The following is a 23495-nucleotide window of genomic DNA, read 5'->3' as shown; positions in this document are numbered from 1 at the left end:
ACGGTGGCCGGCCGCTTTGGCTCAAGGGAGGGTCGTTCAAGATGGCAACGCAGAATACCAAGACGCTGGCACGCCTGATGATGGCGCCCGCCGTGATCGTCCTCCTGGTCTGGATGGTCGTGCCGCTGGCGATGACGCTGTGGTACTCGTTCCAGAACTACAACCTGCTCACGCCGCAGAACGTGAGCTTCGCCGGCTTCTTCAACTACGTCTACTTCTATACCGACCCGGCCTTCTTCGAATCGATCTGGAACACGCTGGTGCTGGTGCTCGGCGTGCTGCTGATCACCGTGATCGGCGGCATTGCGATCGCGCTTCTGATCGACCAGCCGATCTTCGGCCAGGGCATCGTGCGCATCCTGGTGATCTCGCCGTTCTTCGTCATGCCGCCGGTGGCGGCGTTGATCTGGAAGAACATGATCATGCACCCGGGATACGGCGTGCTGGCGGATGTCGCGCGCTTCTTCGGCGCCCAGCCCGTCGACTGGTTCGCGCAGTATCCGCTCTTTTCGATCATCATCATCGTCGCCTGGCAGTGGCTGCCGTTCGCCACGCTGATCCTGCTCACCGCGCTGCAGTCGCTCGACAGCGAGCAGAAGGAGGCGGCCGAGATGGACGGGGCCAATGCGTTCAACCGCTTCATCTACCTGACGCTGCCGCATCTGTCCCGCGCGATCACCGTCGTCATCCTGATCCAGACGATCTTCCTGCTCGGCATCTATGCGGAAATCCTGGTCACCACCAACGGCGGCCCGGGCTACGCTTCCACCAACCTCACCTTCCTGATCTACCGCACCGCGCGTCTCGGCTACGACGTCGGCGGAGGTGCGGCGGGCGGCATCATCGCGGTCGTGCTTGCCAACATCGTCGCCATCTTCCTGATGCGCGCCGTCGGCAAGAACCTGGACCGATAGGAGGAGACCATGGCTCGCACCGTTACCAGAGGAAGCAAGATCGGCTGGACCATCGCCGCCTGGGTCGTGGCGCTTCTGATCTTCTTTCCGATCCTCTATGCCTTCATCACCAGCCTGAAGACGGAGCCGGAGGCGATCGCCGGCTTCAGCCTGATCCCGTCGGGAACGTTCGAGAACTACGTCACGGTGCAGACGCAGCGCGACTACTTCAAGCCGTTCATGAACTCGGTGGTGCTGTCGATCGGCTCGACCATCCTGGCGCTGCTGTTCGCCATCCCCGCCGCCTGGTCGATGGCGTTCTCGCCGACCAAGCGGACGAAGGACATCCTGATGTGGATGCTGTCCACCAAGATGATGCCGGCGGTGGCGGTGCTGATCCCGATCTTCATCCTGTTCCGCAATTTCGGCCTGCTCGATACCCGTATCGGCCTGACGGTGATGCTGACGCTGATCAACCTGCCGATCGTCGTGTGGATGCTCTACACCTACTTCCGCGAGATCCCAGGCGAGATCCTGGAGGCGGCCCGCATGGACGGCGCCTCGCTGTGGAAGGAGATCGTCTACGTGCTGACGCCGATGGCGGTGCCGGGCATCGCCTCGACGCTGCTGCTCAACATCATCCTTGCCTGGAACGAGGCGTTCTGGACGATCCAGCTGACGACGACCAACGCGGCGCCGCTGACGGCCTTCATCGCCTCGTTCTCCAGCCCGCAGGGCCTGTTCTGGGCAAAACTCTCGGCGGCCTCGACCATGGCGATCGCGCCGATCCTGATCCTCGGCTGGTTCAGCCAGAAGCAACTCGTTCGCGGCCTCACCTTCGGCGCGGTTAAGTAAGGGCACGTCTCATGGGCAGCATTACCCTCAAGCAAGTGTCGAAGACCTTCGGCGAAGCCAAGGTCATCCCCTCCATCGACCTGGAGATCAACGACGGCGAGTTCGTCGTCTTCGTCGGCCCGTCCGGCTGCGGCAAGTCCACGTTGCTCCGCCTGATCGCCGGGCTGGAGGATGTCTCCGGCGGCCAGATCCTGATCGACGGCAAGGACGTCACCCGCAACGCCCCGGCCGAGCGCGGGCTCGCCATGGTGTTCCAGTCCTATGCGCTCTATCCGCACATGAGCGTGCGCAACAACATCGCCTTCCCGCTGAAGATGGCCAAGCTCGACAAGGCGGCGATCGACAAGAAGGTCGAGGATGCGGCACGGGTGCTGAACCTGACGGACTACCTGGAGCGCCGCCCCTCGCAGCTGTCCGGCGGCCAGCGCCAGCGCGTCGCCATCGGCCGGGCGATCGTGCGCGAGCCTTCGGCCTTCCTGTTCGACGAGCCGCTCTCCAACCTCGACGCCGCCCTGCGCGGCACGATGCGGCTGGAGATCAGCGAACTGCACAATACGCTGAAGACGACGATGATCTACGTGACCCACGACCAGGTCGAGGCCATGACCATGGCCGACAAGATCGTCGTGCTCAATCGCGGCAACATCGAGCAGGTCGGCTCGCCGCTCGATCTCTACCGCTCGCCGCGCAACCTGTTCGTCGCCGGCTTCATCGGCTCGCCGCGGATGAACTTCGTCAAGGGCGAGAACGCCAGGAGCCACGGCGCCCACACGATCGGCGTCCGCCCCGAGCATATCGACCTGTCGACCTCCGCCGGCGCCTGGCGCGGCACGGTGGGGGTCGCCGAACATCTCGGCTCCGACACCTTCCTGCACGTCAACGCCGACGGGATCGGGACGCTGACGGCGCGCGTCGGCGGCGACCTGCCCGTCCGCCACGGCGACCAGGTCTATCTGACCCCGCAGGAGGGCCGGATCCACCGCTTCGACGACAAGGGACTGGCGATCAGATGACCGGCATTTCGATGAAGAGACTGGAGGGAAAGAGCGCGCTGATCACCGGCTCGGCGCGCGGGATCGGCCGCGCCTTCGCCGAAGCCTATGTCCGCGAGGGCGCCCGGGTCGCGATCGCCGACATCAACATCGAGCGGGCGCGGCAGACCGCGGGCGAGATCGGCGCTGCCGCCTATGCGGTGCAGATGGACGTCACCAGCCAGCAATCGATCGACGACGCGGCCGGCGCCTGCGTGGCCGAGGCCGGCGGCATCGACATCCTCGTCAACAATGCGGCGCTGTTCGACCTGGCGCCGATCGTCGAGATCAGCCGCGACAGCTACGACCGGCTGTTCTCGATCAACGTCGCGGGCACGCTGTTCACCATGCAGGCGGTGGCCAAGCAGATGATCGCCCAGGGGCGCGGCGGCAAGATCATCAACATGGCGAGCCAGGCGGGGCGGCGCGGCGAGGCGCTCGTCGCCGTCTACTGCGCCACCAAGGCGGCCGTGATCAGCCTTACCCAGTCCGCCGGGCTGAACCTGATCAAGCACCGCATCAACGTCAACGCGATCGCGCCCGGCGTCGTCGACGGCGAGCACTGGGACGGCGTCGATGCCCTCTTCGCCAGGTACGAGAACCGGCCGCTCGGAGAGAAGAAGCGGCTGGTCGGGCAGGAGGTGCCGTTCGGCCGGATGGGGACTGCGGACGACCTGACCGGCATGGCGATCTTCCTCGCCTCGCCGGAGAGCGATTACGTCGTCGCGCAGACCTACAACGTCGACGGCGGCAACTGGATGAGCTGAGAGAGGCGGTGGCGCCGCAATGCGGCGGCCGACGCGATTGACAAGAGCCGGTGGCCGCGGATGGCGGGCGCCGGTGGAGACAAGCTTTGCGCCTGGCGCCCCGGATGCGGGCCGGGCCCGCGCGTGACCGGAAGGAAACGACCATGACCACCAAACTGTCGCTGGCAAACCTCGAAACGGTGAAGAAGACCGCCGGCGTGCCCTCCTATCCGCGCTCGGCGCTGAGGGCCGGCATCGTCCATTTCGGCGTCGGCAACTTCCACCGGGCGCACCAGGCGGTCTATCTCGACGACCTCTTCAATGCCGGCCGCGACCACGACTGGGCCATCATCGGCGCCGGCGTGCTGCCGTCCGACGAGGCGATGCGTGCGAAGCTGGCCGGCCAGGACTACCTGACGACGGTGGTCGAGCAGGACAACGACCGCACCGGCGCGCACGTGACCGGCGCGATGATCGACTATCTCAAGCCCGGCGACGTCGCGGCCATCGTCGCGCAGCTCGCCGATCCCGCCATCCGCATCGTCTCGCTGACGATCACCGAGGGCGGCTATTTCATCGACCCGGCCTCGGGTGTGTTCAATCCGGCCCATCCGGCGATCGTCGAGGACAGCGAGAACCCGGACAGCCCGAAGACCGTCTTCGGCCTGATCCTGGCCGGGCTGAAGGCGCGCCGGGACAAGGGCATCGCGCCGTTCACGGTCATGTCCTGCGACAACATTCCGGGCAACGGCGAGGTCACGCACGCCGCCGTGTCCGGTCTCGCCCGGCTTTCCGATCTCTCCTTCGCCGACTGGGTCGACGCCAACGTGGCCTTTCCGAACGGAATGGTGGACCGGATCACGCCGGCGACGGGGGCGCGCGAGATCGGGATCGTCGCCGGCGAATACGGCATCGACGACCAGTGGCCGGTGTTCTGCGAGGGGTTCAAGCAGTGGGTGCTGGAGGACAAGTTCCCGCAGGGACGGCCGGCGCTGGAGACGGTCGGCGTCCAGTTCGTGCCCGATGTCGCTCCCTACGAGCACATGAAGATCCGCATCCTCAACGGCGGCCACGCGGCGATCGCCTATCCGGCGGCCCTGCTCGACATCCATTTCGTCCACGAGGCGATGGAGGACGACGACATCCGCGCCTTCCTCGCCAAGCTGGAGAAGGAAGAGATCATCCCGGTGATCCCGCCGGTCCCGGATACCGACCTCGGCGACTACTTCACCCTGATCGAGAAGCGCTTTTCCAATCCGAAGATCGGCGACACGATCCCGCGGCTGGCGCAGGACGGCTCGAACCGGCAGCCGAAGTTCATCCTGCCGTCCACGGCCGACCGGCTGCGGCGCGGCGAGGACGTCGTCGGCCTGTCGCTGGTCTCGGCGCTCTGGTGCCGCTACTTCGCGGGAACCTCCGACAGCGGCAAGGCGATCGTCTTCAACGATGCGAGCGCCGAGCGGCTGCAGGCGGCGGCGCTGAAGGCCAAGGACGATCCGGCAGCCTTCCTTGCGCTTTCCGACATCTTCGGCGAGGTTGCGGCGTCCGAGCTGTTCCGCCGGCGATTCGCCAAGGCGCTTGCGACCTTGTGGGAGAAGGGCACGCGCGCGACGCTGCGGCTCTATCTCGACGACAAGCTGGCGGACTGAGGCCGCCCGGGCACGCACTTGCATGCCGCAGTCCGCGGCCGGATTTGGATTGGAGACGATGGCGGCAGGTCCGATCGAGCTGGTGATCTTCGATTGCGACGGCGTGCTGGTCGATAGCGAGCCGATCTCGCTGGCCGTCCTCGTCGAGGCCCTGGACGGCGCAGGCGTCAGCATGGATGCGGACGAGGCTGCCGACCGGTTTCTCGGCAAGAGCCTGAAGACCATGTCGGAGATCCTGCACGAGGACTACGGGCTCGCCGTCGACGATCACTTCCTGGAGGGCATGCGCAAGCGGCTCTATGCGCGCTTCCGCGAGGAGCTGCAGCCGATCGAAAGCATCCGCCAGGTCGTCGAGGCGCTGCCGGTCTCCGTCTGCGTCGCCTCCTCCAGCCAGCCCGAGCGCATCCGCCTGTCTTTGTCGGTGACCGGCCTGATCGACTGCTTCGAGCCGAACATCTTCTCCGCCAGCATGGTGCCGAACGGAAAACCGGCGCCGGACCTGTTCCTGCATGCGAGCGGCGCCATGGGGGTGGCACCCCGGGCCTGCGTCGTGGTCGAGGACAGCCCGGCCGGGGTGATGGCCGCGCAGGCGGCAGGCATGCGCGTCTGCGCCTTTGCCGGCGGAACGCATGCCAGGAACCCTCGTCATCGCGAGTCGCTCGCCCGCCTGAACCCGGACATCCTGTTTGACGACATGCGTGAATTGCTCCAGTTTGTCGGCAATAAATGGCCGACGGGAACATGATTTCATGCGCGATCTGATCGTTGCGGTCGACATCGGGACTGGAAGTGCCCGTGCCGGTGTTTTCGATCGAAGCGGCACCCTGCTTGCGCGTGCCGAGCGGGCGATCGCGATGAACCGGCCGCGGGAAAATTTCGCCGAACACGATTCCGAAGACATCTGGAACGCCGTCTGCATTTCGGTGCGGGCGGCCTGCGAGGCGGCCGGCGTGAGTGCGGAACGGGTGGCGGCGCTCGGTTTCGACGCGACCTGCTCGCTTGTCGTGCGCGATCACGATGCCGGCCAGCTTGCCGTCTCCGGCGGCGAGGATCCGCGCTGGGACACGATCGTCTGGCTCGACCATCGCGCGCTCGCGGAAGCTGATTTCTGCACCGCCACACAGCATCCGGTGCTCGACCACTCCGGCAAGGTGATGTCGCCGGAAATGCAGATGCCGAAGCTGATGTGGCTCAGGCGCCATCAGCCGGAGCAGTGGGCGAAGGCATCCTATTTCTTCGACCTCGCCGACTTCATGACATGGAAGGCGACCGGTTCGACGGGCCGCTCGCGGTGCACGATCACGGCGAAGTGGAACTATCTGGCGCACGAGCAGGACGGCTGGCGGGAGGACTTCCTCGAGCGGATCGGGCTGCCGGACCTGCGCCAGCGCGGATCGCTGCCGGACGAGACGGTGCCGGTCGGAGCGCCGATCGGGCAGCTCAGCGCACGGGCGGCGGCCGACCTCGGGCTCGACACCGGCTGCGTCGTCAGCGCGGGCATGATCGATGCCTATGCCGGCGCGCTCGGCGTGCTCGGCCAGTTCGCCGGCGAGCCACGGGCGCTGGAGCGGCAACTGGCGCTGATCGGCGGCACCTCCAGCTGCGTCGTCGCCTTCTCGCGCGAGAAGAAGTTCGGCTTTGGCATGTGGGGCCCGTACTACGAGGCGGTCCTGCCCGGGCACTGGCTGGTAGAGGGCGGCCAGTCGGCGACCGGCGCCCTGCTCGACCATATCGTGCGGCTGCACAGCGCCGGCGGCGATCCGACGCCCGCCACCCACCAGCGCATCGTCACACGCGTCCGCGAATTGCGGGCGATCGAGGGCGACGAGTTCGCCGGACGGCTGCACGTCCTGCCGGACTTCCACGGCAACCGCTCGCCGCTCGCCGACCCGCACGGGCTCGGCGTCATCAGCGGCCTGTCGCTGGACGCGACGTTCGACAGCCTGTGTCGGCTCTACTGGAAGACCTGCGTCGCCATCGTGCTCGGCATCCGCCACGTCATCGACAAGCTCGGCGAATGCGGCTACGCGCTGGAGACGCTGCACGTGACCGGCGGGCACCTGCACAATCCGCTGCTGATGGAACTCTATCGCGACGTGACCGGCTGCCGCGTCGTGGTGCCGAAGACGAGCGACGCGGTGCTGCTCGGAACGGCGATGGCGGCCTCGGTCGCAGGCGGTCTCCATGCGGATATCGCCGCGGCCGGCAAGGGCATGCACCCGGGCGGGGAGGAGCTCCATTCCGATCCGGCCAGGCGCGCGCTCTATGATCGCGAATATCGCCGTTTCCTGGCACTCTACCGCCACCGCGACGAGCTGGAAAAAATCGTCTGACGTCTCGAAAAAAATCTTGATCGCCGCGGAACCTTTTCCGTGTGGCGGTGTTTCTACCACGTCACCGGCATGCGCATTCCCCCAGTGCGAGGCCCTCGAAAGCCGGTGAAATAGCCGCTCGCCGTGTCCCCTCCGGCCTGCGGGAATTTAGGCAGCCAGCGCCCCCCGCGCTGGCTGCTTTATTTTGGGCCGGTTACAGAGCCCATCGGAAACAAAAAAGAGGACGAGGCGTGAACCTCGTCCCCAAGGGGTGCTGCAATGGATGGGGGATATCAGGCGGCCGCCGCCTGGGCCTGGTTGGTCATCAGCGCCTGGTTGATCAGGACCTTCACGGTGTCGGGATGGAAGGGCTTGCTGACCAGATAGGCGGGCTCCGGGCGCTCGCCGGTCAGAAGCTTTTCCGGATAGGCGGTGATGAAGATGACCGGCAGCTGGGTGCGGGCGAGAATGGAGGTGACGGCGTCGATGCCGGAGCTGCCGTCGGCAAGCTTGACGTCGGCGAGGATGAGACCGGGCTTCGTGTCGCCCCACAGTTTCTCCGCCTCGGCCTGCGTGCGCGCGATGCCGGTGACGTGGTGGCCCATGTTGCTGACCATGTCGGCCAGGTCCATGGCGATCAGCGGTTCGTCCTCGATGATCATGATGCCGGTTTCGCTCTGGGCCGCGATCTCGCGGAAGGCGGTGTCGAGCAGCGCGCACACCTCGGCCTCGTCGGTCTCCAGGATCTCGGCGGCCTGCGTGGTCGGGAAGCTCTCCATCGTCACGAGCAGCAGGGCCTGGCGGACGCGCGGCGGCACCGCGCCGAGATCGACGGGCGCGCCGACGCCCGGGCGGATCGAAACGGAATCGCTGATGGAGATGGGCAGGGAGGAGATCATCCGCGACAGCAGCCGGAACAGGCACTGGCGATCGTCGTCGACATTGGCAAAGACGGCGGGATCCATCAGGATGGCTTCGAGCGTGGCGGCGACATAGGCGTCACCCGAAGTCTGCGTGCCGGTGAGCGCGCGGGCGTAGCGACGCAGGTGCGGCAGATGAGGCGTAATGCGGTCGGAAATCGGCATCGGATGCTCCCCTGTGATGCGAACGGCTGAACTGCCGGTTGACCAGAGAACGGGTGCGCCCAAATTTGGTTCCGTGCGCCGGAACCTTTTTCGTCACGCCGCATTCTAGATGTCGAATTCCCTTGTGGGGGACAACGGAAGCATTTTGAAAGTCAGAGATGTGAAACAACAGCAACGACCAGAATTTCCGATGACGTCAGAAGGGGCCGAAGGGCAGATCGCGAGCCGTCTGCGCGCGTTCTACCTGTCCGTCCAGGAAGAACCTATTCCGCAGAAATTTCTCGATCTCCTCGAAAAACTGGATCTCGCCGAACAGCGGGAAATGGGTATCGTCGAACAGCGCCAGGAAATGCAGTTGGGGAGTGACGATCGGTGAGCGCAACGGAACCGACCAACACTTTCAAGCGCGAATTGCTCTCCATCCTTCCCAGCCTGAGAGCCTTCGCCATCTCGCTCGTCGGCCGCCATCACGAGGCGGACGATCTGGTCCAGGACACCATCATGAAGGCCTGGGCCAAGCAGGACCAGTTCGAAATGGGCACCAACATGAAGGCGTGGCTGTTCACGATCCTTCGCAACGAACTCTACAGCAAGCTGCGGAAGCGCGGGCGCGAGGTCCAGGACAGCGACGGCGTGCTGACGGCCAACCTCGCCCAGCATCCGGCGCAGTACGGCAAGCTCGACATGCAGGACTTCCGGCGCGCGCTGGAACAGCTTCCGGACGAACAGAGGGAGGCGATCATCCTTGTCGGGGCGTCCGGCTTCTCCTATGAGGAGGCGGCTGAAATCAGCGGTTGCGCCCTGGGGACGATCAAGAGCCGGGTCAACCGTGCGCGGCAGAAGCTGCAGGAGATCCTGCAGATCACCAACGAGGGCGAATTCGGTCCGGATGCGGTTTCGGCGCCGCTGACGTCCCGGGCCTTCGTATCATAAAGGGGCGACGACGCCTGTCCGGTGCTGACAGGTGAGGGGCAGGTTTCGGAGAGTGGTCATGCAAGGTCTCAGCATGGAGCGAAGGCACGCGGGATCACCGTCCGCGTGGCCCACGGGCTCGTCATGAACAGTCGGACCTCGTCCGTGCCGGTGGCCGTCGCCGCCGCCCTTGCCTCTCCGGCGCGGCTGGAGGCGGTGGGGGCGACGTTGCCCGCCTATGCCGGCCCGGACGCGGACTTCACCGATATCGCCGATCTCGCCGCCGGACTGTTCTCCGCGCCGATCGCGCTCGTCACCCTGATCGGCGACACGACGCAATGGTTCCTGGCCCGCAAGGGCCTGAGCGAGGTGGGCACCAGTGCGGCCGATAGCTTCTGCGCGCGGCTGCTGACCGAGGGCGGCGCGCCCGTCGTCGTGCCCGACGCCACCGCCGACCCCAGGTTCGCCGGCCTGCCCAACGTCACCGGCGCGCCCTTCGTGCGCTTCTACGCCGGCGCCGCCATCATCCATGCCGGCCAGCCGATCGGCAGCGTCTGCGTCCTGGACGTCGCGCCCCGTGCCGGGGCCAGCGATGAGGCGCTGCTGCACCTGCAGCAGCTCGCCAAGCTGGCCGGCTCGCTTCTGCTTCTCAAGGAGGAGGCGCGCCGCCGGGCGCTCGCCAACGCGGCGATCGCGCGCGAGGAGCAGCGGCACGCCGAGGCGCTCGACGCCGCCAATGTCGGAAGCTGGCTGTGGGACATCAGGACCGGCACGGTGGTCGGCAATGCGCCGCTCCTGCGCATGCTGGACATCAAGCGCGGTGACGGCCTGACGGCGCGCCGGATGTTCCAGGCAATCCACGCCACCGACAGGTCCGCGACGATCGACAAGCTGCGCAATGCGCTGGAGACCGGCGGCGAATATGACGGCATGTTCCGGGCGGGATCGTCCGGGCGCTGGCTTCTCGGCCGCGGCCGCGTGCATGAATGGGACGCGGACGGCAAGCCGCACATGTTCCTCGGCGTCACCCTCGACGTCACCGAGGGACAGATCGCCTCGGAGCGGATGCGGCTGTTGCTGCGCGAACTCAACCACAGGGTCAAGAATACGCTCGCGATGCTGCAGTCGCTGGCGCGCCAGACGCTGCGGCAGACCAAGGATCCGGAGGCCTTCATGGAGGCCTTCGCCGGGCGGCTGCAGTCGATCTCCGAGGCGCACGGGCTTCTCAGCGATCAGGAATGGGGCACGATCCGGCTGACCGCCCTGTTGCAGGCGCAGCTGCGCCCCGTCGTCGACGACTTCGAACGACAGGTGGAGATCCACAAGGACGAGGTCCAGCTCCGCCCCGACCAGTCGATCGGGCTCGGTCTCGTGCTGCACGAGCTCGCGACGAACGCGCGTCGCTTCGGCGCGCTGTCGGTTCCCGGCGGCAAGCTGGTGATCACCGCCCGGGTGCTGGAGGAAGACGGCCAGTCGGTCCTGCACATGACCTGGCACGAAAAGGGCGGGCCGCCCGTCGAGCCGCCGCAGCGCCGGGGCTTCGGTCTGATCCTGATCGAGCGGAGCCTCGACAAGGTGCTGGGCAGCGACGTCCATCTCGAGTTCCTGCCCAGCGGCCTCACCGCCATCATCAGGCTGCCGCTCGACCAGGCCTGAGGCGGTCGACCGGCGCGGCTCGCGGCGCTGCGGTCCGACCGGCCGCGATGCATCGGCCCGGACTTCGGGCGCTGCGGGCAGGTCGTGCCGGTCGTTTCAAGTTTCCGGAAGAAGGAGGATCAGTCGTCGCGCTTGCGCTTGCCCGGGCGCAGCAGCAGCGCCAGCGCGACGCCGAGTGCCGCGGTTGCAAGCGGGTTGCGGGCGGCGGAACCGGCCGCCACCGCGGCGAGCTGGGTGCGGGCGCGCATCTGCTCGCGCCGCCGCCGGCGCAGCCTGGCGTCGCGGTTGTTCAGGTAGAGAAGGACGGCGATCAGCACCAGCGCCAGCGTCGCCACCCCGCCGGCGAGCCCGAGGAGGGCGGGGACCGTGCCGTAGCGCTCGGCGAGGGTGACCGAAAGGGCAGCGACCGCCAGCACATAGGCGGTCAGGAGAAGCAGGCCGGCGATGCCGGCAAAGATGGCGTTGCGCTTCGAGCGCTGCAGGGTTTCCTCAATCCTGTCCTCGACCCGGAAGAGCATGTTCTGGGCGAGGGCGGCGACGATCGACAACATGAATTCCCGCTCCTGGATGTGATTTCAGACGGCCCCCGGCGGCTCTCCGGTTCCTGGCGCATCCTGCCTGTCTTGCCTTGCCGGCCACTGCGAGCCCGCGATCATTTCGGGCTCCTTGTGTTCCGACCGCCGCCGGTTTTCGCGGCGACGGAAACGGCACGCGCATCCGACAGGCAATCGTCCCCAATAGGCTGATGTCAGCGCCGCAGGATGGCGGCGATGACGAAGCCGGCGAGCGCGGCGGCGCCGAGCGTGGCAAAGGGGTGGTCCTTGACGGTGCGGCGCACCTCGCGGCCGGTATCCTTGTAGCGGGCGGTCAGCTCGGCCAGAATTTCCTCGCCGCTTGCGATCAGCTCCTCGAGGCTGTCGGAGGCGTCGGAACCGGCCTGGCGCGCATTCCTGCGGAACATCGAGAAGCGGTCGCGGGCGCTTTCCGTCCCGTCGGCGACGTCCTGCGCCACGAGCTTGGCCAGCGACGAGATCTGATCGCGCAGCTCGGCGATCTGGTCCTCGATCGTTGCAGCTGTCTCGGAAACCGTGCGGTCCTTGCCGCGGGAGAACATTCCGGATGCCATTACACCCTCCTTTGCCTGTTCGAACGCAAAACTAAAGTTGTGCCGGCACAACGTCGACGGCCCGGAAAGGTTCCCCCGGTGACTGGCGAGAGAGGGGGCCTACAGAACGGCCGTCTGCGGCAGAATGAACGGAGTTCCCGCGGCAGGCAAGCCGCTGACGCGCATGCGGCAGCCGAAGACCTCTTCCATCGCCGCGTCGGTGAGGACGTCCGCCGGCGCACCCGCGGCGATCGCCTTGCCCTTCTTCATCATCACCATGTGGTCGGCGAACATCGCCGTCAGGTTGAGGTCGTGCATGACCGCGATCACGCCGCCGCCGCGCAGGCAATAGTTGCGGGCGAGCTGCATGATCGTCAGCTGGTGGCGGATGTCGAGGCTGGAGACGGGCTCGTCGAGCATCAGGAAGCACGGCCTGCCGTCGAGGACGGGGTCCCAGATCTGCGTCAGGACGCGCGCGAGCTGGACGCGCTGCTGCTCGCCGCCGGAAAGCTCCTGGTAGAAGCGGCCCTCGAAGCCCTCCAGGTCGACGGCGGCGAGCGCGGCGGCAGCGATCGCCTGCGCATGCGCGGCGTCGTTGTTCAGCCCGGTCGAAAGCCCCATGCGCACGATTTCGCGAACGGTGAAGGGGAAGGTGATGGTCGTCGACTGCGGCAGCACGGCGCGGCGCACGGCGAGCTGCCAGGGCTCGAGTTTGCGCATGTCGTCACCGTTGATCGTCAGCTCGCCGCTGCTGGCGATCTCGCCGGAGATCGCCTTCATCGTCGTGGTCTTGCCGCTGCCGTTCGGGCCGACGATCGCCGTCACCTGGCCGGCCTTCGCCGTGAGCGACAGCGCATCGACGATCAGCTTGCCGGCAAGGCGGACGGAGAGGTTCTTGGCGCAGATCATGTCGGTTCCGAATGCGTTTGTTCGCCCGCCGCCGTCACAGGCCGGTGGATGCGCGGTGCCGCAGCAGCACCCAGAGGAAGAACGGCGCGCCCGCGAGCGCGGTGACGATGCCGATCGGCAGCTCGGCCGGTGCGACGATGGTGCGGGCGAACATGTCGGCGGCCAGAAGCAGGATGCCGCCGAGGAGGGCCGAGGCGGGCAGCAGGTAGCGGTGGTCGGGACCGATGACCATGCGCAGCACATGCGGGACGACGATGCCGACGAAGGCGATGCCGCCGCTGACGGCGACGGCGGCGCCGATCGCCGCGGCCACGCTGACGACGGCGATGTTCTTCAGCTTCTGGACCTTCACGCCCATGTGGAAGGCGGTTGCCTCGCCGAGCGTGATCGCATTCAGGCCGCGGGCCAGGAACGGCAGGACCGAGAGCGACAGCAGGATGATCGGGCCGGCGGTGACGACCTTCGGCCAGGTCGCGCCGGCCAGCGAGCCGAGGCTCCAGAAGGTGACGTCGCGCAGCTGGCGGTCGTCGGCCACGTAGATCAGCACGCCCGTGACGGCATTCGCCAGGGCGGCGATCGCCAGGCCGGCCAGAAGCATGGTCGCAATCGAGGTCTGGCCGTGGCGCGTGGCGATCCGGTAGAGCAGAAGCGTCGCGACCAGACCGCCGGTGAAGGCGGCCAGCGGCAGCGCAAAGGCGCCTATGAGGCCGAGGAACACGGCCGGCAGCGCCCCGCCGAGCACGATCATCAGCACGGCGCCGAGGGCGGCGCCCGAGGAAATGCCGATCAGGCCCGGATCCGCCAGCGGATTGCGGAAAAGGCCCTGCATGACCACGCCCGACACCGCCAGCGCCGCCCCGATCACGAGCCCGAGCAACGCGCGCGGCAGGCGAATATCGATCACGATGATGTGGTCGCGCTGGCTGAGCACGGAGGAGGGCTCGCCGCTGACGAGCGACAGGGCGACATCGACCACCGAGGCATCCGAGGCGCCGGTCGCCGTCGACAGCAGGAGGACGAGGACCGTCAGAACGGCCAGTGCCGCGATGACGAGCCGGGCGAGGCCGGTGCGATCACCCTCGGCACCGAGGCGCAGCCGGTGACCAATCATGCCCCGGGCTCCCGACCTTGCTGCGTCACTGAGAGACATTGGCCTTGCCATACAGCCGGTCGTTGAGGTCGCGGATCGCCGATGCGGTGCGCGGACCGAAACCGAGGAGCTGGAGGCCGTTCATGCGGATGACGGACTTCGTGGCCGCCGCCGGCGTCAGCGCGATGGCCGGGTGGGCCAGAAGCTGCTCGTCGCTGTCGTCGTGGCCGCCGCGCGCCATCACCATGATCGCGTCGGGCTTGGCCTCGACGATCGCCTCGTCCGACATCGCCTTGTATCCGGGGAAGGCCGCGTCGGTCGCATTGACGGCGCCGGCGAGCCTGAGGATGCCGTCGGCGGCGGTGTGGGCGCCTGCCGCCATGATCTTTCCGTCCTGGAAACTCAGGATGAAGAGCACGCGCTTGCGCTCGCCTTCGGGGCGCCTGGCGGCGTCGGCGACGGCCTTGTCGAGATCGGCGCCGACCGTGTCGGCAAGCGCCTGCGCCTTGTCGGGAACGCCGAGGAAATCGCCGACGACGGCGATCTTGTTGAGGATCGCGGCGCGGTCGTAGCCCTCGGGCACGGTGGTGAAGGGTACGCCCGCGTTCTTCAGCACCGCCAGCGCATCCGGCGGGCCGCTCCCCTCGATGGCCAGGATCGCGCTCGGATCGACGCCGAGGACGCCTTCGGGCGACAGGGCGCGCATGTAACCGACGTCCGGCAGGCTCATCGCGGCTTCGGGATAGGTGCTGGTGGAATCGCGCGCGATCAGGCGGCGCTCCTCGCCGAGCGCATAGACGATCTCGGTCAGGGCGCCGCCGATCACGACGATGCGTGCGGTGTCGGCCTTCTGCGTCTCCTGCGCGGCGGCGGGGGAAACGAGGCCCATTGAGCCCGTCACCGCCGACAAGGCGGAGGGCAGGGCGAGGGCCAGGGCCGTCAGGGCGAGCGCCGCACGGCGCGGTGTCCGGAAGAAGTGGGAGCGCTTCATGTGCGTTTCCTCAAGCTGCGACGCTGGCGTTGACCCGCGGCAGGCCGTCGAGGATGTCGCGCCATGCCGCGAGCTCGACATTGCCTTCCTTCCGCTTGCCGAAGAACTGGATGATCATCTCGCCCTTGGCATCGTAGGCCTCCAGCGAGGTGACATGGCCGTCCTTGGTCGGCTTGCGCACGACCCAGCATTCCGAAATGTGATCCTGGCGCAGGTGGAGATGGAAGGTCGGATCCATCACGTTGATCCAGGGTCCCATCGGCTCGACCCTGCTGACGGTGCCGGTGTGGATCTGGATCGTGCCGCTGTTGCCGACGAAGCACATGATCTGCGTGCCTTTCTCGGCCGCGGCCCGCAGCATGAACTCGGCCGCATTGCCGGCGACCTGCCAGGCATAGTCCTCGCCGACGCTGCGGACGGCGTCGCGCCGGCCGATCTTGAGCTTCTTCAGCATGCCGAAGAACTGGTGCGTATCGGTCATCTCGCTCCAGTTCTGGCGCAGGACCGGGACATCGACGGGGCCGGTCTCCTCCTTCTCCGACGCCGCAGGGGTTGCCGCGACGAATTCCTGCGACTGGTCTTCCAGGCGGAACGCGTCGACGAGCTCGAGATAGGCGTCGAGGTTGGAGGCGGGCCGCAGGTGGATCTTCTGGACGGCGTTTCCGGCGGCGTCGAAATATTGCAGGCTGCGGCGGATGTCGTTGCCCTCGCCCTTGCTCACCGCAAAGCCGTGCGCCCACATCTGCGGGAAGATGCGGAGGTCGACGTTTTCGCCGAGCACGATCGAGGCATACTGGCCGGTCGTCACGTTCTCGTAGACACCGATCTTCTCGTGCACGGCGCTGTCGTTGCGGGTCAGCACCATTACCTCTCCGAGCAGCGGCGCCCGTTCCAGCAGGCGGTTGGCGCTGCTGTCGATGCGGACGGCCGTCAAGCCCACTTCGGCCGCAATGAGCGCGGCTTCGGAAATCCCGAGCTGGACTGCGACGTCACGCTCGCGCAGCTTGGGGTTTTCAGCCCGGTATGCGCGGATCTCGGAAGGAGTGGGGGGCTGCTTTTCCGTCATGGCGTCTGCCTGCTCGAAGTCCGGTTGCTCAAAATCTTCGAACCCCTGCGCAGCGCCGGACGCGGTGCCGATCTCGGCGGAAACCCGGCGCCACTGTCACGCAAGAAATTTGCGAGCATTCACAGGGGATTGAACGTCGTTTTCGTTAAACTTTCTTGACTTTCATAGTCATATTTATTTATGGACGCAATACCGGATCGGCCTCTGGTTGAAATGCGCCATGCAATCCACAATTGCTTCATTGTGGCGGTGCATGTCCGGGTTTTGATTTTGTCGAACAGTCGAGGCACCCCGATGATCCGAACTGCAGCCCTGTCCGTGATGGCCCTGGCCCTGTCTGCCGCAAGCACGTGGTCGCAGGATGCCCAGCCGGCGAAGGGCCTGCAGGTGGAGCTGAATGCGGTGGCGCCGTCCGAGCGCGGTTGCGTCTTCACCTTCGTCGTCGGCAACGGGATGGAGAAGAACGTGGCGCGCGCCAAGTTCGAATTCGTGCTCTTCAACGGGACGGGAACGGTCGAGCGGATGATCGTGCTCGATTTCCGCGACCTGCCGCAGGGCAAGACGAAGGTGCGGCAGTTCGATCTGCCCGGCACGCAATGCGACAACGTCAAGCGGGTCCTGATCAACGATTCCCCCGTCTGCGAGGGCGAGGGCATTGCCGCCGGTGCCTGCATGAGCGGGATCGTCACGCGCAGCAACACGCCGGTCGGGTTCGAAGGATAAGCCGGCGCCCGCGCTGTCTGTTGGATCGAGTTTGGAGTGAAGGTGTAGCCATGGCCGGCAACAAGACAATCTGGGGCGCGGCGATCGTCCTGTCGCTGATCACCCATGCGGGTGCGGCGGCGATCCTGACGCTCGCGCCCGAGCCGGAACCGGACGTGGCGCAGGTCGCAGGCGGCAGCGTCGTCGCCGAAGTGGCGATGCTCGGAAACAATGCCTTCGATGCGATCGAATCGGGTTCGCCGGAGGAGATCCAGCCGACCGAGGAGATGGAGCCGGAGACCGTCGAGCCGCTGACCCAGCCGGTGACCGAGATCATGCCGCAGGAGGTCGTGCCCGACGAGGTCGCGCCGAGCGAGGTCGCGCCGACGCCGGAGGCGGAAGAGTTCGTTCCCGAGATGAGCGAAGCCGTCGAGATCCAGGGCGCCGAGGTCGAGATCGCCGCCATACCGGTTCCCGACATCCGGCCGGAGATCGTGGAAAAGCCGCCGCAGGCGATCGAGCCGCTTAAAAAGAAGGCGGAAAAGCCGGTCGAGAAGAAGCCCGAGAAGAAGAAGGCGAAGAAGGCCGGCAACGAGGGCAACAGCCCGAAGGCGGCAACGCGCGGCGTGGCCACCGGATCCACCGGGGTGACCACGTCTTCGCCCGGCGGCCAGAAGAAGGGGAGTGCCACGGCCGGAAACGCCGCGGTCAGCAACTATCCGGGCAAGGTCCACAGCAAGATCAATCGATCCAAGCGGAGCGCGAAGGGCCGGGGCGTCGTCACCGTCGCCTTTGTCGTCACCGCCTCGGGCGAGGCCACCAGCATTCGCATCGCCAGGAGTTCCGGCGAACCGAACATCGACCAGGCGGCGCTCGACGCCGTCCGTCGCGCCTCACCGTTCCCGGAGATCCCGGCGGAAGCCGGCCGCTCTTCCTGGTCCTTCAACGTCCCGATCACCTTCAAGCGATAGGCGCACCGGCCCGCAGCCCCGCGCCGGGTGCCGGTCGGTCCGCTCTTGCCGCGACCATTCCGCCGGGCTTCCTGGTGCGACTTGCGGTTGGTCAAAAAAGATGATGAAATTTATCATGTTTATACTTTACTCCAGAAATCATGTTTTGTAGGGTCGCGCCAATCGAAACGGGCAGGTTGGCCCAGAGCGCGAGGAGTGACGCATGCAGGCAGGCAAGGACGGCCAGCGCGAGCAGGTGCTGAGGGCGATGGTGACGGCGCGTGACGCCCGGATCGCCGCCCTGGAAAAAGAGGTCGCCGCATTGAAGGCCCGCCTTGCGTCCGCATCGGCCCATGCCGGCGAGAGCAAGGCGCAACCGGCTCGTCCCGCAGCCCCCGAAGCGCGGCCGCAGCGGACCGTCGAGGTGACCCGGGTGAAGCGGCGGACGATCGAGATCGACCGCAGGACCGCTGCCGAAAAGCAGGGCCAGCCGGCGGACGGTGCCGACGGCGACGGCGATGCCACGGCCAAGGCGGCGCTCGAAGGCCGCAACTTTCTCTATGTCGGCGGCCGCGACTGCCAGGTCGCGCATCTGCGCCAGATCGCCAGCGCGTTCGGCGCCAACCTCATCCATCACGACGGCGGCCTTCGCGAGGCGGTCTCGCGAATCGACAACGTGCTTCCCTCGGTCGACTGTGTGTTCTGCCCGATCGACTGCATCAGCCATGATGCGTGTCTCAGGGTGAAGACGGGCTGCAAGAAGTGGGAAAAGGCCTTCGTGCCGCTGCGCAACGGCAGCAAGTCCAGCTTCGAGCGGGCCCTGCAGAGCCTCAGCGAAGGAAATCCGGTGCAATGAGCAGTGACAAGCCTGACGGCTTCATGATGATCGGCCTGCACAAGCTGGCCGCGCAGAACGGGGACGGGCTCATCCCCGAGCTCTATGCGCTCTTGACGCGCGAGGCGCGGATGCAGGCGGAGAACCCGAACGTCTCCATCTTTCCGGTGTGGGAGGCGCGCTCGCCTGCGCGCGCCATGCCGTTCGAGGCGGCTGAGAGGACGCCGGCCGGCGCCGGCGACAATGTCATCGCCTTCCCGCAGCGCGCGGCCCGGCCCCACCGGCGGCAGGGCTCCGCCTGAAGCGGGCGGCGCGGCACGCCTGATCCGGCGGATGGTTTGGTCCCAAGCGCGTGCCAGCACACGGCTGATCCGGCGACGCTGACAGCCGCCGGCATCGCAGCCCCGGCGCGCTTCGAGCGCCCGGCGTCCGTCGCGGGCTCGGGTGCTGCGGCAATCGATCCGGTTTCGCCCGCGCCAGCTTCGGGCGCGCTGTTCAGGCCCAGTTTATCAAGCCCGGTTTTCAGGCCCATGTTTTCGGGCCCGTGTTTTCCGGCCCGTCACTTCATTCCCTCTTGCTCAGATCGCGCGCGGCCTCAGCAGGCTGCCGAGAGCGACGGCGAGCCAGCCGGCCATCATCAGGGTGCCGCCGGTAGGCGCGGACATGGGGAACAATCCGTGTCCCAGCATGTGGCGCATCGTCAGGTCGCCGGCAAACAGAAGCGTGCCGGCGATCAGGAGGAGCGCGGCGAGCGGGGCGGTGCGCAGGCTCGGCCAGGCGGCATAGAGCGCCAGCAGGGCAGGGGCATGCGCGAGGCACATGGCCGAGGCGCCGCCCATCAGCCGTGGATCGCCGCTCGCATGCGAGGCGATGGCGGCGCTGACGACGCCGGCGAAGCCGAACAGGCCGGCCGTGAACAGCGTTGCGCGGCGTGCGGTCGAGACCGTCATCGACCATCCTCCTCGTCCTGGTTGACCATATGCTCGGCAAGCCTCGTCACCGGCGCCAGCAGGACCGCACGCAGTTGCGGGCCCGGAACCGTCTCCTCCAGCGCCTGCGTGAAGCAGAGGAGCCAGCCGTCGCGTTCGGCGGCGCCGATCGGGGCCACGAAATGCCGCCGGCGCAGCATCGGATGCCCGCGCTTTTCGGTATAGAGCGGCGGACCGCCGAGCCAACCGCTCAGATATTCGAAGAGCTTCTCCTCGCTGCCCGAAAGATCCGCGGGGTGGATGGCCCGGCAGGCGGCCGCCTCCGGCAGCGTGTCCATCAGCGCGTAGAAGCGTCGTGTCAGCGCGCGCACGCCCGCCTCGCCGCCCACCGCCTCGTAGAGGGTGATCGCCCCTTCGCTCTGTCCGTCCTGCACCTGCAAGCCTCGCCCGGTTTCGCCTGCGTCACAGATAGTTCACGACAGGGAAGGGGGCAACGGCATCACGCGTCCTGTGACATCGGATCGCGGGGCGTTGTCCCAGGTAGGACGCCGGTCGGGGTTCTGGATGTGGCGCGAGGCGGGACGCCGGAGCGGTGCGGGGCTGGGCGTGGTCTCCTGCCACTGGCGGGACTGCCGCCGGAAGCCGGCGAGCGCCGAATTGATTCCGCGGCTTTGCCGTTTCGGCGCTCTCTGCTCTTGCAATAAAACCGTCCAGACGGTATGTTTATCTCATGAGCACCGCACACAAGCGCAAGAAGGACCCGCACGCCGTCCGCCAGCAACTGCTGGAGGTCGCGGCCGATCTGTGCGTCGAAAAGGGTGCGGCCGGCCTGACGCTCGATGCCGTCGCCGCCGCTGCCGGCGTCAGCAAGGGCGGTCTGCTGCATCATTTTCCGAGCAAGGCGGAGCTCCTGTTCGGGCTGCTGGACGACCTGATCGCCCGCATGGATGCCGCGATCGACGCGGCGATGCGCGCCGATCCGGAACCGCACGGCCGCTTCACCCGGGCCTATGTCGCCGTCACGTTCGGCACGGACGCACAGGCGGAAGAGGCGCGCTGGAAGGCCATGACCATGCCGCTCCTGACCGAGCCCGCCCTGCGCGCGCGCTGGCGGGAATGGGTGGCGCTGCAGGCCGAGCTCAATGTCGGCACCGATTCCTCGCTCGATTGCGTGCTGGCGCGCTTTGCCCTCGACGGGCTGTGGCTGGCTTCCGTCCTCGAGAGCCATCCGATGGATCCGGGGCAGGCGCTGGCGATGAAGCAGCGCCTGTTCGATCTGTCCCGAGGCTGACCCCTCTCATCCCGAAACCCGATCTCTCTCCTTGCGGAGCCTGTCATGAACCTCGCCGTCGTCTATTCCGTCCTGGTGGTCGCCATCCTTTTCGAGGTGCTCGGCACGTCGGCGATGCAGGCGGCCCAGCATTTCACGCGGCTCGGGCCGACGCTGGTCATGGTGGTCTGCTATGCGGTCGCCTTCTATTTCCTGTCGTGGAGCCTGAGCTACGTCCCGGTCGGCATCGCCTATGCCATCTGGAGCGGCCTCGGCATCGTGCTGATCTCAATGGTCGGCTATCTCGTGTTCGGCCAGACGCTCGACCTCGCAGCGCTGGTCGGGCTCGGGCTGATCATCGCCGGAGTCCTGGTGCTGAACCTGTTCTCGAAATCCGCCTTCCACTGACGGCCTCATCGCCTTTTGGGGCTTGCCAAGCGCGCAAACCGCTTTAAAACAAGAGCTCAAACCGCTTTGGATTGACGATTGGAAGACCGGGAGGTGTCGAGATGACGATACGCGCCATCGTTTGGGGCGAGAACATCCACGAGCAGACGAACGAGGTGGTCCGCTCGATCTACCCGGACGGCATGCACACTGTCATCGCCGCCGCCCTCAACGTCGATCCGGCGATCCGGGCGACGACGGCGACGCTGCAGGAGGCCGAGCACGGCCTGCCGGCGGCGCGGCTGGCGGAGACGGACGTGCTGCTCTGGTGGGGCCACAAGGACCATGGCGCGGTCTCCGACGCGGTCGTCGAGCGGGTGGCGCGGCGGGTCTGGGAGGGCATGGGTCTCATCGTCCTCCATTCCGGGCATTTCTCAAAGATTTTCAAACGGTTGATGGGAACGCCATGCGCGCTGAAATGGCGCGAGGCGGGCGAGCGGGAGCGTATATGGACGGTCAATCCGGCCCACCCGATCGCGGCCGGGCTGGGCGAGCATTTCGTGCTGGAGAACGAGGAGATGTATGGCGAGGCGTTCTCGGTGCCCGAGCCGCTCGAGACGGTCTTCATCTCCTGGTTCGCCGGCGGGGAGGTGTTCCGCTCGGGGATGACCTGGCGGCGCGGGGCGGGAAACATCTTCTATTTCCGGCCCGGCCACGAAACCTATCCGACCTATCACGACGGAACGGTGCAGCAGGTGCTGCGCAACGCGGTGACGTGGGCGCATAACCCGCTCGCCCCGCATCTCGCCGTGCACGAGGCCCCGAACGTGCCGGTTGAAAGCGCTTTGGAGCCGATCGTCGAGCGTGGCCCGCGCCTGCACAAGGCCGGCGAGGCCGGTTACCGGTGAGCGGAACCATGCGTCTTCTCGTCCTCGGAACCGGCGGCATGGCCAATACCCATGCCGAGCATTTCTCTGCCATTCCCGGCGTTGAACTGGTCGGCGCCGTGGATGTCGATCCGGCGCGGGCTGCGGCTTTCGCCGAGCGCCACGGGATCGCGCGCACGTTTGCGGATCTGCAGCAGGCGCTCGCCTGGGGCGAGTTCGACGCGGCGACCAACGTCACGCCGGACAGGGTTCATCATCCGACCACGCTGGCGCTGCTGGCGGCGGGCAAGCACGTCCTGTGCGAGAAGCCGCTGGCCGAGAGCTTTGCCAAGGCGGACGAGATGGCGGATGCGGCCGAGCGCTCCGGTCTCGTGACCATGGTCAACCTGACCTATCGCAACGTCGCCCCCCTGCAGAAGGCGCGCGAACTGGTGCTGTCCGGCACGATCGGCCTGGTCCGTCACATCGAGGCGTCCTACCTGCAGAGCTGGCTGGTGTCGCGCGCCTGGGGCGACTGGACGACCGAGAGCCAGTGGCTGTGGCGGCTGTCGACGCGGCACGGATCGAACGGCGTGCTCGGGGACGTCGGCATCCATATCCTCGATTTCGCGGCCTATGGCAGCGGCAGCGAGGTGGAGGCGATCTATGCGCGCATGAAGGCCTTCGACAAGGCGCCCGGCAACCGCATCGGCGAATACGAGCTCGATGCGAACGACAGCTTCGCCATGACGGCAGAATTCTCCAACGGGGCGCTCGGGGTGATCCATGCCAGCCGCTGGGCGACCGGCCATCTCAACGAACTGCGCCTGCGCATGCACGGCGACCGCGGGGCGCTGGAGGTGATCCACACGCCGGAGGGCTCGAGCCTGCGCGGCTGCATCGGCGAGGACGTGGAGAATGCCCGCTGGCAGGAGATCGATGCCGGCCAGGTGCCCACCAACTACGAGCGGTTCGTCGCGGCCGTGCGCGAGGGGCGGCCGGTCGAGCCCGGCTTCCGGCATGCGGCAGACCTGCAGAAGGTCCTCGACCTCGCCATCGAAGCGGAGACGGCCCGGCGGGAGCTTGCGGTCTAAGGCGTGTCGCCTGCTTCGGCAAGAATGGCTCGAAACAGATGCGACACGCTCGAGGGGGTTGCCATCCCCGCGGGGCCGCAGGACAGGCGCGACGTGTCGCCGGGACCGGCCCTGTGAGATGGCCGAGGTGCTGAGCCATCGTAAAGCGGGCAGGGCCTCCGG

The 23495-nt window shown here is 67.0% G+C and carries 26 protein-coding genes and 1 pseudogene; 18 read left to right on the top strand and 9 right to left on the bottom strand.

Annotation, left to right across the window (positions count from 1 at the left end):
- Positions 1–41 precede the first annotated feature (41 nt).
- From P0086_RS13650 to P0086_RS13620, 7 genes are all read left to right on the top strand, one after another.
- Positions 42–914 (top strand): sugar ABC transporter permease, encoded by an 873-nt coding sequence (locus P0086_RS13650; RefSeq protein ID WP_112593883.1) that lies wholly within the window; start codon positions 42–44, stop codon positions 912–914.
- 9 nt (positions 915–923) lie between these two features.
- Positions 924–1748 carry a carbohydrate ABC transporter permease gene (locus P0086_RS13645; protein WP_112593884.1) on the top strand — a complete coding sequence of 275 codons (825 nt, stop codon included), beginning with the start codon at positions 924–926 and terminating at the stop codon, positions 1746–1748.
- A gap of 11 nt (positions 1749–1759) precedes the next feature.
- A complete protein-coding gene (locus P0086_RS13640; protein WP_112593885.1) occupies positions 1760–2761 on the top strand; it encodes an ABC transporter ATP-binding protein in 1002 nt (333 codons plus the stop codon).
- Between the two features lie 11 nt (positions 2762–2772).
- The gene (locus tag P0086_RS13635) at positions 2773–3546 is read left to right on the top strand and encodes an L-iditol 2-dehydrogenase (protein ID WP_275786976.1); all 774 of its coding nucleotides are present in this window, start codon (positions 2773–2775) and stop codon (positions 3544–3546) included.
- Between the two features lie 143 nt (positions 3547–3689).
- Entirely contained in the window at positions 3690–5174 is a 1485-nt protein-coding gene (locus P0086_RS13630) for a mannitol dehydrogenase family protein (RefSeq protein WP_275786330.1), read from the top strand.
- 58 nt (positions 5175–5232) lie between these two features.
- Positions 5233–5919: an HAD family hydrolase gene (locus P0086_RS13625; protein WP_112593887.1), complete on the top strand. Its 687-nt coding sequence runs from the start codon at positions 5233–5235 to the stop codon at positions 5917–5919.
- A gap of 4 nt (positions 5920–5923) precedes the next feature.
- A complete protein-coding gene (locus P0086_RS13620) occupies positions 5924–7507 on the top strand; it encodes an FGGY-family carbohydrate kinase (protein WP_275786326.1) in 1584 nt (527 codons plus the stop codon).
- Between the two features lie 272 nt (positions 7508–7779).
- Here P0086_RS13620 and P0086_RS13615 read toward each other — a convergent pair whose 3' ends face one another.
- Complete coding sequence (locus tag P0086_RS13615) at positions 7780–8571, bottom strand: response regulator (protein ID WP_112593889.1); 792 nt, start codon at positions 8569–8571, stop codon at positions 7780–7782.
- Between the two features lie 109 nt (positions 8572–8680).
- Between P0086_RS13615 and P0086_RS13610 the strand changes: the two genes are divergently transcribed.
- The 3 genes from P0086_RS13610 (at position 8681) to P0086_RS13600 (ending at position 11139) form a co-directional block, all read left to right on the top strand.
- Positions 8681–8947 (top strand): NepR family anti-sigma factor, encoded by a 267-nt coding sequence (locus P0086_RS13610; protein WP_275786322.1) that lies wholly within the window; start codon positions 8681–8683, stop codon positions 8945–8947.
- Positions 8944–9504, top strand: coding sequence for an RNA polymerase sigma factor (locus P0086_RS13605; protein ID WP_112593891.1), 561 nt, complete (start codon positions 8944–8946; stop codon positions 9502–9504). The genes P0086_RS13610 and P0086_RS13605 overlap by 4 nt, the downstream gene beginning before the upstream one ends.
- Positions 9505–9627: 123 nt before the next feature.
- Positions 9628–11139, top strand: a complete 1512-nt coding sequence (locus P0086_RS13600; protein ID WP_112593953.1) for an HWE histidine kinase domain-containing protein — start codon at positions 9628–9630, stop codon at positions 11137–11139.
- 119 nt (positions 11140–11258) lie between these two features.
- Here the strand turns inward: P0086_RS13600 and P0086_RS13595 are convergent, their stop codons facing one another.
- The 6 genes from P0086_RS13595 to P0086_RS13570 all read right to left on the bottom strand — a co-directional run bounded on the left by P0086_RS13595 (position 11259) and on the right by P0086_RS13570 (position 16300).
- On the bottom strand, positions 11259–11690 hold the full coding sequence (locus P0086_RS13595; RefSeq protein ID WP_112593892.1) for a hypothetical protein: 432 nt from the start codon (positions 11688–11690) through the stop codon (positions 11259–11261).
- A 197-nt stretch (positions 11691–11887) separates the two neighbouring features.
- Positions 11888–12265 (bottom strand): hypothetical protein, encoded by a 378-nt coding sequence (locus P0086_RS13590; RefSeq protein ID WP_112593893.1) that lies wholly within the window; start codon positions 12263–12265, stop codon positions 11888–11890.
- Positions 12266–12364: 99 nt separating this feature from the next.
- Positions 12365–13153 (bottom strand): heme ABC transporter ATP-binding protein, encoded by a 789-nt coding sequence (locus tag P0086_RS13585; protein WP_112593894.1) that lies wholly within the window; start codon positions 13151–13153, stop codon positions 12365–12367.
- Positions 13154–13187: 34 nt separating this feature from the next.
- Positions 13188–14264, bottom strand: a complete 1077-nt coding sequence (locus tag P0086_RS13580; RefSeq protein WP_275786313.1) for an iron ABC transporter permease — start codon at positions 14262–14264, stop codon at positions 13188–13190.
- Positions 14265–14289: 25 nt separating this feature from the next.
- Positions 14290–15234: an ABC transporter substrate-binding protein gene (locus P0086_RS13575; RefSeq protein ID WP_275786311.1), complete on the bottom strand. Its 945-nt coding sequence runs from the start codon at positions 15232–15234 to the stop codon at positions 14290–14292.
- 10 nt (positions 15235–15244) lie between these two features.
- On the bottom strand, positions 15245–16300 hold the full coding sequence (locus P0086_RS13570; protein WP_275786309.1) for a ChuX/HutX family heme-like substrate-binding protein: 1056 nt from the start codon (positions 16298–16300) through the stop codon (positions 15245–15247).
- Positions 16301–16594: 294 nt separating this feature from the next.
- Between P0086_RS13570 and P0086_RS13565 the strand changes: the two genes are divergently transcribed.
- The 4 genes and pseudogenes from P0086_RS13565 (at position 16595) to P0086_RS13550 (ending at position 19089) form a co-directional block, all read left to right on the top strand.
- On the top strand, positions 16595–17023 hold the full coding sequence (locus P0086_RS13565) for a hypothetical protein (protein ID WP_275786305.1): 429 nt from the start codon (positions 16595–16597) through the stop codon (positions 17021–17023).
- Positions 17024–17073: 50 nt separating this feature from the next.
- Positions 17074–17973 carry an energy transducer TonB gene (locus P0086_RS13560; protein ID WP_275786303.1) on the top strand — a complete coding sequence of 300 codons (900 nt, stop codon included), beginning with the start codon at positions 17074–17076 and terminating at the stop codon, positions 17971–17973.
- A 508-nt stretch (positions 17974–18481) separates the two neighbouring features.
- A pseudogene (locus P0086_RS13555) lies at positions 18482–18808 on the top strand (DUF2325 domain-containing protein); the annotation flags it as partial.
- Entirely contained in the window at positions 18805–19089 is a 285-nt protein-coding gene (locus P0086_RS13550) for a hypothetical protein (RefSeq protein ID WP_275786300.1), read from the top strand. The pseudogene P0086_RS13555 and the gene P0086_RS13550, both read left to right, overlap by 4 nt.
- 276 nt (positions 19090–19365) lie before the next feature.
- Here the strand turns inward: P0086_RS13550 and P0086_RS13545 are convergent, their stop codons facing one another.
- Complete coding sequence (locus P0086_RS13545; RefSeq protein WP_275786298.1) at positions 19366–19737, bottom strand: DUF423 domain-containing protein; 372 nt, start codon at positions 19735–19737, stop codon at positions 19366–19368.
- Positions 19734–20150 carry a group II truncated hemoglobin gene (locus P0086_RS13540; RefSeq protein ID WP_275786296.1) on the bottom strand — a complete coding sequence of 139 codons (417 nt, stop codon included), beginning with the start codon at positions 20148–20150 and terminating at the stop codon, positions 19734–19736. The genes P0086_RS13545 and P0086_RS13540 overlap by 4 nt, the downstream gene beginning before the upstream one ends.
- 296 nt (positions 20151–20446) lie before the next feature.
- Between P0086_RS13540 and P0086_RS13535 the strand changes: the two genes are divergently transcribed.
- The 4 genes from P0086_RS13535 to P0086_RS13520 all read left to right on the top strand — a co-directional run bounded on the left by P0086_RS13535 (position 20447) and on the right by P0086_RS13520 (position 23333).
- The gene (locus P0086_RS13535; protein ID WP_275786292.1) at positions 20447–21007 is read left to right on the top strand and encodes a TetR/AcrR family transcriptional regulator; all 561 of its coding nucleotides are present in this window, start codon (positions 20447–20449) and stop codon (positions 21005–21007) included.
- Positions 21008–21052: 45 nt separating this feature from the next.
- Positions 21053–21394 carry an SMR family transporter gene (locus P0086_RS13530; protein ID WP_112593903.1) on the top strand — a complete coding sequence of 114 codons (342 nt, stop codon included), beginning with the start codon at positions 21053–21055 and terminating at the stop codon, positions 21392–21394.
- 101 nt (positions 21395–21495) lie between these two features.
- Positions 21496–22281, top strand: a complete 786-nt coding sequence (locus P0086_RS13525; RefSeq protein ID WP_275786289.1) for a ThuA domain-containing protein — start codon at positions 21496–21498, stop codon at positions 22279–22281.
- 8 nt (positions 22282–22289) lie between these two features.
- Complete coding sequence (locus P0086_RS13520; RefSeq protein ID WP_275786286.1) at positions 22290–23333, top strand: Gfo/Idh/MocA family oxidoreductase; 1044 nt, start codon at positions 22290–22292, stop codon at positions 23331–23333.
- Positions 23334–23495 lie beyond the last annotated feature (162 nt).

It is taken from the genome of Mycoplana sp. MJR14, assembly GCF_029210525.1.
Classification (GTDB): domain Bacteria; phylum Pseudomonadota; class Alphaproteobacteria; order Rhizobiales; family Rhizobiaceae; genus Mycoplana.
Note: the sequence above shows the minus strand (reverse complement) of the source record. Positions and strands in the feature narration are given on the sequence as shown.

Coding starts and splice junctions, on each gene's coding strand:
- P0086_RS13630 (WP_275786330.1), top strand. CDS start 3,690: ATGACCACCAAACTGTCGCTGGCAAACCTCGAAACGGTGAAGAAGACC.
- P0086_RS13550 (WP_275786300.1), top strand. CDS start 18,805: ATGAGCAGTGACAAGCCTGACGGCTTCATGATGATCGGCCTGCACAAG.
- P0086_RS13645 (WP_112593884.1), top strand. CDS start 924: ATGGCTCGCACCGTTACCAGAGGAAGCAAGATCGGCTGGACCATCGCC.
- P0086_RS13595 (WP_112593892.1), bottom strand. CDS start 11,690: ATGTTGTCGATCGTCGCCGCCCTCGCCCAGAACATGCTCTTCCGGGTC.
- P0086_RS13585 (WP_112593894.1), bottom strand. CDS start 13,153: ATGATCTGCGCCAAGAACCTCTCCGTCCGCCTTGCCGGCAAGCTGATC.
- P0086_RS13635 (WP_275786976.1), top strand. CDS start 2,773: ATGAAGAGACTGGAGGGAAAGAGCGCGCTGATCACCGGCTCGGCGCGC.
- P0086_RS13600 (WP_112593953.1), top strand. CDS start 9,628: ATGAACAGTCGGACCTCGTCCGTGCCGGTGGCCGTCGCCGCCGCCCTT.
- P0086_RS13590 (WP_112593893.1), bottom strand. CDS start 12,265: ATGGCATCCGGAATGTTCTCCCGCGGCAAGGACCGCACGGTTTCCGAG.
- P0086_RS13525 (WP_275786289.1), top strand. CDS start 21,496: ATGACGATACGCGCCATCGTTTGGGGCGAGAACATCCACGAGCAGACG.
- P0086_RS13520 (WP_275786286.1), top strand. CDS start 22,290: ATGCGTCTTCTCGTCCTCGGAACCGGCGGCATGGCCAATACCCATGCC.
- P0086_RS13545 (WP_275786298.1), bottom strand. CDS start 19,737: ATGACGGTCTCGACCGCACGCCGCGCAACGCTGTTCACGGCCGGCCTG.
- P0086_RS13530 (WP_112593903.1), top strand. CDS start 21,053: ATGAACCTCGCCGTCGTCTATTCCGTCCTGGTGGTCGCCATCCTTTTC.
- P0086_RS13570 (WP_275786309.1), bottom strand. CDS start 16,300: ATGACGGAAAAGCAGCCCCCCACTCCTTCCGAGATCCGCGCATACCGG.
- P0086_RS13610 (WP_275786322.1), top strand. CDS start 8,681: ATGTCGAATTCCCTTGTGGGGGACAACGGAAGCATTTTGAAAGTCAGA.
- P0086_RS13560 (WP_275786303.1), top strand. CDS start 17,074: ATGGCCGGCAACAAGACAATCTGGGGCGCGGCGATCGTCCTGTCGCTG.
- P0086_RS13575 (WP_275786311.1), bottom strand. CDS start 15,234: ATGAAGCGCTCCCACTTCTTCCGGACACCGCGCCGTGCGGCGCTCGCC.
- P0086_RS13620 (WP_275786326.1), top strand. CDS start 5,924: ATGCGCGATCTGATCGTTGCGGTCGACATCGGGACTGGAAGTGCCCGT.
- P0086_RS13565 (WP_275786305.1), top strand. CDS start 16,595: ATGATCCGAACTGCAGCCCTGTCCGTGATGGCCCTGGCCCTGTCTGCC.
- P0086_RS13580 (WP_275786313.1), bottom strand. CDS start 14,264: ATGATTGGTCACCGGCTGCGCCTCGGTGCCGAGGGTGATCGCACCGGC.
- P0086_RS13640 (WP_112593885.1), top strand. CDS start 1,760: ATGGGCAGCATTACCCTCAAGCAAGTGTCGAAGACCTTCGGCGAAGCC.
- P0086_RS13615 (WP_112593889.1), bottom strand. CDS start 8,571: ATGCCGATTTCCGACCGCATTACGCCTCATCTGCCGCACCTGCGTCGC.
- P0086_RS13650 (WP_112593883.1), top strand. CDS start 42: ATGGCAACGCAGAATACCAAGACGCTGGCACGCCTGATGATGGCGCCC.
- P0086_RS13625 (WP_112593887.1), top strand. CDS start 5,233: ATGGCGGCAGGTCCGATCGAGCTGGTGATCTTCGATTGCGACGGCGTG.
- P0086_RS13535 (WP_275786292.1), top strand. CDS start 20,447: ATGAGCACCGCACACAAGCGCAAGAAGGACCCGCACGCCGTCCGCCAG.